Origin of the sequence: uncultured Cytophaga sp. (assembly GCF_937863595.1) — a bacterium.
Lineage (GTDB): Bacteria > Bacteroidota > Bacteroidia > Cytophagales > Cytophagaceae > Cytophaga.
Window position 1 is genome coordinate 1 of record NZ_CALMGQ010000162.1, and the last position, 10,957, is coordinate 10,957.

Genomic DNA, 10,957 nt, shown 5'->3' on the forward strand with positions numbered 1-10,957 from the left:
TTATTCGAAAACGATTGAAAATGGAGGGGTGTTGCATTTATGATTAGAATCCACCGGTTACTAACAATAGGTATTTTTTTTAATTTGTATAAAATGACTTCTGAAATAGAGAGTTTAAGGTCGGAAAACGAATTTTTAAAAGCAGAGGTTTTGCGTTTAAAAAATCAAATAGAATCAGATGCATATAAAGTTATCCTAGATTCATCTCCAGATATCATTATTCAATTAGATTTATCTTACAAGGTCTTAATTATTCATATCCCATCCATTCCTAAGGAGCGATTGCAAGCCTTGGTTGGGAAAAACATTTTTGACATAACACCAGTTTATGCACATGAAAAAATGGTTGCCGCTTTAGAAGACGTTTATGAACAAGGTAAAGTGGTGCAATACGAGTCTGATGGAATCACATTAGGAGCTTATCGGTACTATGATAATTATGTGGCGCCTATTCGTAATGAGTTGGATGAGATTGTTTCTGCCTATTTTGTAAGTAAAGATATAACCACTCAAAAAAAAGCAGAAAAAATATTATTAGAAAGTGAACGAAAGTTAAAAACAGTATATGAAAATTCAATTCAGATTTTAACAATATTAGATCTAAAAGGAAATTTTGTTTGGTTTAATAAAAACGCATTGGATAGAAGTCCAGCAATATTGGGAAGATTACTAGTAATGGGAGAGTCTGCCGAATCTTATATTGAGAAAAGCCAGCGCGATTTATTTATTTCTAATTTCAATAGAGCTATAAATGGAGAAAATGTTATTTACACACGTAATGCAACGGTAAATAAAAAAAGCATATATATTGAGTATACATTAAGTCCGATATATGAGGAAACAGAAGTTGTGGGAGTTTCTTTAACCGGCATAAATGTTACGAAACATAAAGAATATGAAGATTATTTAAAAAGAATAAATCTAGAGTTGGTTAGTCAAAATGAACAGCTCAATCATTATTCACACATAATCTCTCACAATTTAAGGGGGCCAGTTGCAACGCTAATGGGTTTGGTAAAGTTGTTTGAACATGAAAAAAATAACTCTCAACAAGTAGAAGAGTTGATGCAACTTATTTATAAATCTGCATTAAATTTTGATACGATTATTAAAGATCTAACAGAAGTTATTTCGCATGAGGAGCAAAAAGGTGACTTACTTACTAAAATTAATTTAAAAGAGGAATGTGAAGTAATTGAATTTTTATTAAGTACACAAATTCATAATGCCAGCGCCCAAATAATATATAATTTTGGGGAATGCCATAACTTTTTTTCAATTAAAAGTTATGTTCACAGTATTCTGTATAATTTAATTTCAAATGGCATTAAATACAAACGTACAAACGTATTGCCTGTTTTGCACATTAGTTGTTATCTAGAAAACGAAAAGGAATTTTGTATCCAATGCGAAGACAATGGATTGGGCCTTGATTTGGATAAATATGGCAATAAACTATTTGGCTTCTACAAACGATTCCATTCTCATGTGGAGGGCAAGGGCTTGGGATTGCATTTAGTCAAAAAACAAGTTGATTTATTGGGCGGTAGGGTTGAGGTTCAAAGTAAAATTAATGAGGGCACGATCTTTAAAATATTTTTACCTGTCTGATTTTTTTGTATATTCATATAAACACGTATTTTAATTACAAAACATATGAAAACTAAAATCTACTCACTATTTGTTATATTATTTTTGCTTAGTTCATTTACTGTACAATTAATTCCTACAAGTGTAAAATTAACTGTACGTAATGGTTTAGGCTCCGTTGAAAAGGACGTTACCGTAACTTTGTATGCTAATAAGGAAGATTATGAAAAAAGCACGAATCCTGTAGCGGGTGGCAAAACCGATGCGAAAGGACAGATTTATTTCCAAGATCTAAAAGAGTTGAACTATTATGTTAGTGCAGAAAAAGGAGATAAAAACAATTTTGGAGCTGGGGAAAAATTGGAAAATCTTGAATTAAATAAAGTAAATAAGGTAACACTTATTATTTCTGAATAAGTTTTTTTTATTAGACAGCATAAAATACATATTTAATGGAACGATTTATTTTAGTTATAATTTTAATGAGCATTTATTGCTCCTGTTCAAGTCCTGTAACTGTTTCAGAAAAATCTAACAATGGAACTGTTTCCATTGTAGATTCAAGTAGCATTTTGGCTCAGCCATATGCGACCGAATCTGCCAAGAAGTTTAGTAAAGCAATTGGTTGGGCAGACGGTAATATGCCTGTTGCTCCAGAGGGATTTGTTGTTCAGAAGTTTTCAGATAAGTTGGAAAATCCAAGATGGATATATGTGTTGCCAAATGGTGATGTGTTAATTGCGGAAGCAGGAACGAAAGGAGCTTTGAAAGCAGCAGCAGCATTTGTAAGTGGAAATTCAAAATCAAGAATGAGTTCTGGAAGTGCTGATCGGATCACCTTGTTTAGAGATGCAAATAAAGATGGCATATTTGAAATGAGAGAAGTGTTTTTGAAGGACTTGAATCAGCCTTTGGGAATGGTTTTGGTCGGGGAAATATTTTATGTAGCAAATACGGACGGCGTTGTAGCATTTCCCTATAAACAAGGGCAAACGAATATTACAGCTACCGGTAAAAAAATAACAGATTTACCTGCAAATGGATATAACAATCATTGGACACGGAATCTTATTACCAACAAATCAAAAGATAAATTATTTATAACAGTTGGCTCTTCAAGTAATGTTGCAGAACATGGCATAGACGATGAAGTGATGCGCGCCAATATATTGGTTATGAATTTGGATGGAAGTAATAAGAAGGTATTTGCCTCTGGGTTGCGAAATCCTGTTGGTATGGAATTTAATGCTGAATCAAACGTGCTTTGGACAGCCGTAAATGAACGCGATGAGTTGGGGGACGAATTGGTCCCCGATTATTTAACGAGTGTTACAGCAGGTGGTTTTTATGGTTGGCCATATTCTTATTGGGGGCAACATGTAGACCCTCGAATGAATGGTGAAAGAATGGATTTAGTTAAAACAGCAATTGTACCGGAAGTGTCATTAGGCTCTCATACAGCCTCTCTTGGATTGGCATTTTATACAGGAAATACATTTCCTGAGAACTATCATGGAGGCGCTTTTATTGGTCAGCATGGATCTTGGAATAAGTCTACCTTTGCAGGATATAAAGTTGTGTTCGTTCCTTTCAAAAACGGAAAACCTTCTGGAGAACCTCAAGACTTTTTAACGGGTTTTGTTGCTAATGAAAATGAAGTATATGGCAGACCTGTAGGCATTGCAGTGCTTCCAGATGGATCCATTCTGGTGGCAGATGATTCTGCAAATACAATTTGGAGAGTGAGCAAGAAGTAACACTCATTCCGGAATAATTACCAATCAAAAAAGCGATGTAATCTTTTGTTATATCGCTTTTTTGATTAGTAATAAATGCATAGATTTTGATTGAACCATTTCAGAGTACTATATTTATCTACTTTAATAGTTTGCTTTAAAATAATTTCGATTGTTTTAAGCTACTGTTAATAATCTACTATAAAAGTTTCAATAGATAAAAAACGAGTACTGGTGAACACAACAATTCAATTACAACAAAAATAATGGCCCAGGTGAAGGCATCTTCCTCGTTGCGCTCGCCAGTGAAGATTCTGAAAATAATGTATTGGATGCGAACTAAAGTAGCAAAAAATTCACCTTCACTTATTACCCATAATAGTATAAGAACAATTAACGCAATAAAAAAACTAATTATAAGAAGACCGAAAGTTAACATGAGTGTATTTTTATAGGTTGAGTGGATAAGTTGATTTATGTATGGTATTTTTATGCAAGCATGAGAGAAGAACGCAATTAATGCCATTTTATTCTATAAGACTACAGGCCCACTTTAGTGTGGGTATTAAATAGCGTGATAAATTATTGTGGTTTAGATATTAAAATTTTGCATACGCCAAATAAAATTGTGGGTGATAGAACTATTTCTATAATGAAAAATAGTAATGCCAAACCCATGGCATTTTCATCCGCCATATTTGGTGTGATCAACTGTACGAAAAGAACGTTGATGTAAAATAATGCAAAAACAAATCCACCTTCAGAAAGTATTGTTATAACTAGTAAAAGTATAAACGTAATTGCGGCACAAATTACGTAAAGTTTAAATGTAGGCATCAACATGTTTTATAATAATGAGTTGTTAATATACTAAGATTAAACAAAATTTATCCATCACAACTGTTTGATATTTAAATTATTAACAAATGTTAACGGGTTGGGATGCATTTCCTGAGAGTTAAGTAAAAAAAGGTCTTAGGGATTTAAAAAGGTCTTAGGGATTTTAAATATATCCGCAACTATTATTTGATACGGAATAATGAATCGTTCATTTCTATGTTGATTATTGAAATGTGAGTTGATAAAATACATTTTGAAAAGAAAATAATTTTTTATGTGCAAACTTATAAGTAGCTTTCTATATGGCGACTACCCTTGAGGAATTACAGAAGGAAAATTTATTATTGAAAGCAGAAAATGCAGAGTTGAAAAGTAATAGTCAACTCAGTGCGTATAAAATATTTTCAGAAACGTCACCTGATATTATTGTGCAAGTAGATTCTTCCTACAACATTTTTGCAGTTAATATACCTGGCTGGTCTGCTGAAAAATTGAAGTTATATATTGGATTAAACGTATTTAATGTTGAACCCATTCCGATGACTCATAAAATGCGCGAAATGTTGGTTGCTGTTTTTGAAACAGGTGAGTCTTATGTGTACGAAACCGAAGGGTTAATTAGGGGGGATTACAAATACTATTTGAACCAAGTATCTTCAATAAAAAACGAATACGGCAACGTAGAGTTTGCCTATTTTGTTTGTAGAGAAATAACGCAACAGCGAACTTCTGGTTATAGAGTTATTGAAAGCGAAAAGAAATTAAAAGCACTGTTTGAAGGATCATCACAAATTATAGCATTATTTGATATCAATAATGTATTTATTTGGTTTAATAAAGCTGCTTACGACGACAGTATATACATATTCGGCAGGTATATTGCTGTCGGAGATTGTTTTTCTGATTATTTGCCTGAGGCAAACCGAAAAGATTATTTGATTAAGTTTAATAGTGTTTTGGAGGGTAAAACAATTTCCTATTATAGAGAATATTTGTATGAGGGGCAAACTATATTTTTAGAGATTTTATTGCAACCAGTATATCAAGATGGATTATTAATTGGCGTTTCATTAATTGGAACGAACGAAACGGAACGGAAAGAATACGAGGTTAAATTAGAAAAAGCAAATAATGAGTTGTTGCAGCAAAATGAACAACTCAATCAATATTCATACATCATTTCACATAATTTACGAGCACCTATAGTAACGTTAATGGGCTTGATTGAGTTGTTTGATCAAGAAAGCACTAGTAATGTTGAGCGTAATGAAATGGTTCCGCTCATAACAAAAACGGCGAATCATTTGGATACAATAATTAAAGATTTAAATCATTTGTTAACGGTAAATGACCAGCGAAAGGTTATGATACACGTGGATTTAAAAGAAGAATTTGAAATTGTGCAGTTTTTATTAGAAAGAGAAATTCATCAATCTAACGCTTTCATAGATTTTGATTTTTCAGATTGCCGTACAGTATTTTCTCTTAAAAGTTATATTCATAATATTTTATTTAATTTATTGTCCAACGCACTAAAATATTGTAAATACGGAAAACCTCCTCGAGTTTTTATAAAATCATATCATACATCAAATAATAGAATTTGTATAGAAGTCAAAGATGAAGGTATTGGAATCGATTTGGTAAAGTATCAAGATAAAATTTTTGGATTTTATAAGCGATTCCATTTTCATGTAGAAGGTAAAGGGCTTGGTTTACATTTAATAAAAAAGCACATAGATGCATTAGGCGGAACGATTGAAATTGAAAGTGAAGTTGGAATAGGTAGTACGTTTAAAATATATTTACCTGAAGAATAACATGAGTAAAAAAAATATATCGTATCTCGGGCTTAATCGAGTATGCTTGGCTAAGCATGTGGTGTTGCTTTTTCTAGCAGATTAAAATAAAGTAAAAATAAACATTTGATATTTATCAATACGAATTGCAAATTTTCAGCTATGGAAGATTTAAATGAAGAAATTAACAGATTGAAATTAATCATTGAGGGGTATGAAAAGAAAACTCAATTGAATATTGATAAATTATTTTTAGAATCTTCGCTAGATATTATTTTTCAATTAGATTTAAATGCCAATATTATATTTTCTCATTTTCCTAGTGTTCCTTCTGAGCAATTAGATAAATACAAAGGGATGAATATTTTTGATATTGCTCCACCATCAATGAAAGAACAACTAAAGAATGTTTTGGATACCGTTTTTGCTACTGGAGAAACATGTGTGTATGAAGCTGAAGGGGAAGTGAGTTCAGGGTATAAGTATTTTTTGAATCACATGTCTGCAATTAAAAATCAACTGGGGGAGGTTCAATATGCATATTTTGTAGGTAGAGAAACCACATCACAAGTGCTTGCCAATAAGGAAGCCATCAAAAGCGAACAAAAGTTATCTGCATTATTTGAGGGTTCATCACAGATTATATCTTTGTTTGATAAAGAAAGTCAATTTATTTGGTTCAATAGAGCATCTTACGACAAGAGTATATTTTTATTTGGTAAATTTATTGCTTTGGGCGAACGTTTTGATGCTTATTTGAAAGAAGAAAATAGAGAGGAATTTAATGAAAATTTTAAAAAAGTATTGCAAGGTGAAATTATTTCTTATACAAGAGAATATATTTATAAGGATAAACCTTTTATTTTAGATATAATGTTGCAACCTGTTTATCGTAAAGGCGAATTGGTGGGCGTTTCATTGATAGGTAATGATGATACGGAACGAAAAGAATATGAATCAAAATTAGAAAAAGCAAATTCAGAATTGCTCCAGCAAAATGAACAGCTTAATCAATATTCGTATATTATTTCACATAATTTGAGAGCGCCTATTGTCACACTCATGGGATTACTTAATTTATTAGGGAATGATTATGAAAGTGTATCTGATAAAAATGAAATTGTATCACATATGACGAAATCTGCAAATCATTTAGATAGTGTCATTAAAGATTTAAATCATTTGCTATCTATTAGCGACATAAAATCTGCGTTGGCGCCGATTGATTTGGGTGATGAGTTTGAGACTGTATTGTTTTTATTGGAAGCTGAAATAAAGCAAACTAATCCGACTATTTCTGTAGATTTCTCAAAACACGCTGTTGCATTGTCACTTAAAAGTTTTATTCATAATATATTATATAATTTAGTATCCAATGCATTGAAATACCATCAGGCGGGTAAGGTTCCAAACATATCTATTAAATCTTATGGTATAACGGAAAGATTAATGTGCATTGAAGTAGCAGACAAAGGTATTGGAATTGATTTAGAAAAATATAAAGATAAGCTTTTTGGATTTTATAAACGTTTCCACTTCCACGTTGAAGGTAAAGGATTGGGCTTGCATCTAGTAAAAAGACAAGTAGATTCCTTGGGAGGTAGAATTGAAGTGGAAAGTGAAGTAGGAGTAGGTACAATCTTTAAAGTACTACTGCCTATTTAATGTATGTTTTTTTGTTAGAATAAATAGGCAGTAGGTGTAAATATTATGTTTTAATAATTATATGGAGTAGACCATTCCAAACAATTTACAATTTTATTTTTTAGATAGTCTTGAACCAAAATGTCGGGATTGAAATTTAGCAAGTCAAAAACAGAATCTGATTTTGAGAAAAAACTAATTTTATAGTTATTATCTTTATAATCTTCTAAGATTATTTTTTGAACTTCTTTGTCGTCTTCTTGAACGAATACTTTATAAAATAACTTTTCCATAGCTAATTGAAATAATTTGATATGTCAAAATTCCGAATTAAATAGGAATGTATGCTTATACTTTTTAATCCTTTTGTTGTAAAAAAGCCATTTTGATCAATTATGTGCTAAAGTAAAATTGGGCATTATTATTAATTGAGGGGTTCATTCAATATGTTCGAATATTTCCTTTCGGGGAAAACATAGAGATTTGAGAAAGAATGAAGTATTTTATGGGATAAAAATTCTTAAAACAAAGGGCTAATTTTTAATAGGATCACCTGACTGATAAGTATGTTTGAATGATGCGGTTATTTGAGTTGTTATGCTAAAGGAGGGTGTTAAATAAATACTATACGTATAGAAAATATTTATGCTTTTATCTTCGATATAGTTTGCAAGGTTTTTGTATATTATTCATGTAAAAAATTAAATGAGTCATGAACGAAGTCGCATTATTAAGTACATATAATACAAAAGAAAAGGAAGCCTACATAGTTGTCATTGCATCTATTGCTACAGCTGATCGCAGCGCTACGAAAGACGAACTAGATTATCTCGCAGCCTTATCTGATGCAGCAGCCATTAGTAGGAGTAGTGCTGAAGAAGCTGCAAAAGATCCTAACAATACACATTTAACGGAACAGTTGTCTGTATTAAAACAAAGTAATTTGCGGTTTTCTTTGATAGCAGATATTATCAGTTTCGCGCAGTCAGATGGGAAGTATACGGTAGACGAAGAAGAAAAGATAAAAGATATTTGCACGTATCTTGACATTACTGATGAGCAAAAGAAGGTATTAGCACATATACTAGAAAAGAGTCATGCAATAGTAAGTTCTCCCGAAGATGCTACAGATGAAGGTTTTTTTGAAAGACATGGTTTTATGCAAATGCTTAGTGATGTCAATATTCCGATAACGAGTATGGTAAAGGGATTGATTGGTTTATCTGCACCTTTCATACTTTCTAAAATGGTTGCTAATAAAGTTCAGTCTGGAAGTTTAGAAAAGGGCGGCTTAGGTGGTGGGCTAGGAGGTACATTATTGGGTGTCATACAAGGCGGCCGAATTGGAGGATTGGGTTCAATACTAGCCAATCTAAGTGGCGTTAAAGAATATGGAGGGTTTGGTTCTATTTTGAAAAAAGCCATTCAATAGCACGGATAAAAAATCCACCCATTTATAAAATAAAATTTCCAGGCAAGGATCATGTTGTCTGGAAATTTTATTTTATAAACACATCGTTTTTGCTTTAAATTTCAAAGGCTAATTGTGTGCAATCTCAAACGAATATTATATCTGAATGTGTATTCAACAGCTATGCTTATTCGTCGTCGTAATCATCGTAATTTGAATAATCGCTGAATCTCATTTGAAAATATTCAAAGATGAAGGTTTGATTTAAATTATGCCTAATATACAACAATCATTTAAAAATTATAATGCTTGCCTTTTTAATGATTAGTTATTTGGATTAACAATAGTTTGGGTAGTGATTGTTGTCTTTAAAAGTATAAGGTATTTGGTTGGCGTAGTAGTTTGACGATATTCTACAAAAGTGATTTTATGAGATTTAATATTTGATTTTTTAATAGCCTTTGAAATTTTTATTCAATCAGTTTTTCTATTATTGTCCAAGTTCGCATTTGATATATTTTTCAGGCCTCCACAGGTTGTTGGAGAATTTCCAATAATGAATAGTTATTAAATACGAAAGTTGTCTAAAAATATTTTTTTTTGGAAGAGGCTTACTTAATTTAATTTTCCAAATAGTAAAATTGGAAAGATACGTTCAGAGTCTATTTTTTGAGGTATGAAAATTTTGACAAGATCGGGTGTGTGCTTTTCGTTATTCTTCTATTCATTGAACTAAATGTGCGAATTAATTTGATAGAAGAAATATAAAAAAGTAGAATTAAAAAAAAGCCCAATAAAAAACATAAGCCAATTATACGGAGCAATGCTTTTTATATTGTAACGTATTAACGTGATATAACTTGAAATAGAACGAAAGAGTGCATGGATAATGTAAAGGGCATACAAATAACCAGCTACAATTGCTGGGCTGCTTATGTTGGCTGCAGATGGATATTCTTCTAAATAGTGTAAGGTTGAATATAAATACACAAAGCCAATTGGAAATGAAAGAATCGGTAACAGTCTATAAAGTAGCATTTGTGTTCGACTCATTTTTTTAATCTGTTCTGAACGTTTAATGGAGTTGTATATAAATAATCCTAAAAAAAGACTTATCATAATGAATAATAGCTGATTGATGTGAAGCAGCCAATTGAGTTTTGTGTCACTAAAGGCAGTTTCAACTAAGCTATTAGTTGCTTCGGTTATTGGATAACCAAAAAACAAACAGTAAAAGCCAAAAAACACGGAGGCCATAAGCGCTATTTCTATGGCTACAAACAAAAATAAAAAGATGGAATAAACAAACGATTTACCTCCAAAATCCACTCCGCGTTCGCCCGTTACTGCTTTTGCAAATATGGAAGGAAATATAATAACCAACATAACTAAACCCTCACCAATAAAAAGAATAGGGATAATGATTAAGGCAAGCGTTATTAAAATACAAATTCCGAAAATTGCTAGAGCAGACATTTTTGTAGAGGATTATGGTTTTAAATTCAATAGCAAGATACGTGATTTTATTTTAGGTTGTATGTTTTGGGGGAAAGGCCATAAAGAGGATTTGTTGAATTGCTGTTAGTAGTCTTGACCTTGTTGGAGTTTTCAGGGAACAAATATCTGCTCAATGAGTGACTGTTATTTCCCTGAGTCTCCGACAAGCTGTCGGCGAAGAACGCATTTATGTGTTATAAAAACGTGGTGAAAAAAGTTTCTTATTTTGTTTTGGCTGATTGCTCTCTAACATAGGCTTGTCGGAGACCCAAGGGGAATGATGCGATCATTAATTGTTTTGTGAGGCCTTGGGAACTCCGACAAGGGCGAGAATTATTGCACAGTTGCTAACTACAATTCGCCTAACGTCTGCATCCCACACGCCCTTGTTGGAGTTCTCAGGCAGCAAATATCTGCTCAGTGATCGTCTGTTATTTTCC

8 protein-coding genes are annotated in these 10,957 nt (G+C 32.1%); 6 read left to right on the top strand and 2 right to left on the bottom strand.

Features of this window, described 5'->3' with window-relative positions; all coding sequences use genetic code 11:
• Positions 1-93 precede the first annotated feature (93 nt).
• From Q0543_RS14180 to Q0543_RS14200, 5 genes are all read left to right on the top strand, one after another.
• Positions 94-1,611: an ATP-binding protein gene (locus Q0543_RS14180; RefSeq protein WP_299254458.1), complete on the top strand. Its 1,518-nt coding sequence runs from the start codon at positions 94-96 to the stop codon at positions 1,609-1,611.
• Between the two features lie 45 nt (positions 1,612-1,656).
• Positions 1,657-2,007 carry a hypothetical protein gene (locus Q0543_RS14185; protein ID WP_299254461.1) on the top strand — a complete coding sequence of 117 codons (351 nt, stop codon included), beginning with the start codon at positions 1,657-1,659 and terminating at the stop codon, positions 2,005-2,007.
• A gap of 35 nt (positions 2,008-2,042) precedes the next feature.
• Positions 2,043-3,347 carry a sorbosone dehydrogenase family protein gene (locus Q0543_RS14190; RefSeq protein ID WP_299254464.1) on the top strand — a complete coding sequence of 435 codons (1,305 nt, stop codon included), beginning with the start codon at positions 2,043-2,045 and terminating at the stop codon, positions 3,345-3,347.
• 1,121 nt (positions 3,348-4,468) lie between these two features.
• On the top strand, positions 4,469-5,986 hold the full coding sequence (locus Q0543_RS14195) for an ATP-binding protein (RefSeq protein ID WP_299254467.1): 1,518 nt from the start codon (positions 4,469-4,471) through the stop codon (positions 5,984-5,986).
• A 141-nt stretch (positions 5,987-6,127) separates the two neighbouring features.
• Complete coding sequence (locus Q0543_RS14200) at positions 6,128-7,630, top strand: PAS domain-containing sensor histidine kinase (protein WP_299254470.1); 1,503 nt, start codon at positions 6,128-6,130, stop codon at positions 7,628-7,630.
• Positions 7,631-7,680: 50 nt separating this feature from the next.
• On the opposite strand, the gene Q0543_RS14205 is transcribed toward Q0543_RS14200, so the two are convergent.
• Positions 7,681-7,902, bottom strand: coding sequence for a hypothetical protein (locus tag Q0543_RS14205; RefSeq protein WP_299254473.1), 222 nt, complete (start codon positions 7,900-7,902; stop codon positions 7,681-7,683).
• A 419-nt stretch (positions 7,903-8,321) separates the two neighbouring features.
• On the opposite strand from Q0543_RS14205, the gene Q0543_RS14210 reads away from it, so the two are divergent.
• Positions 8,322-9,041, top strand: coding sequence for a TerB family tellurite resistance protein (locus Q0543_RS14210; RefSeq protein ID WP_299254476.1), 720 nt, complete (start codon positions 8,322-8,324; stop codon positions 9,039-9,041).
• 711 nt (positions 9,042-9,752) lie between these two features.
• Here the strand turns inward: Q0543_RS14210 and Q0543_RS14215 are convergent.
• On the bottom strand, positions 9,753-10,496 hold the full coding sequence (locus Q0543_RS14215; RefSeq protein ID WP_299254479.1) for a hypothetical protein: 744 nt from the start codon (positions 10,494-10,496) through the stop codon (positions 9,753-9,755).
• Positions 10,497-10,957: the final 461 nt, after the last annotated feature.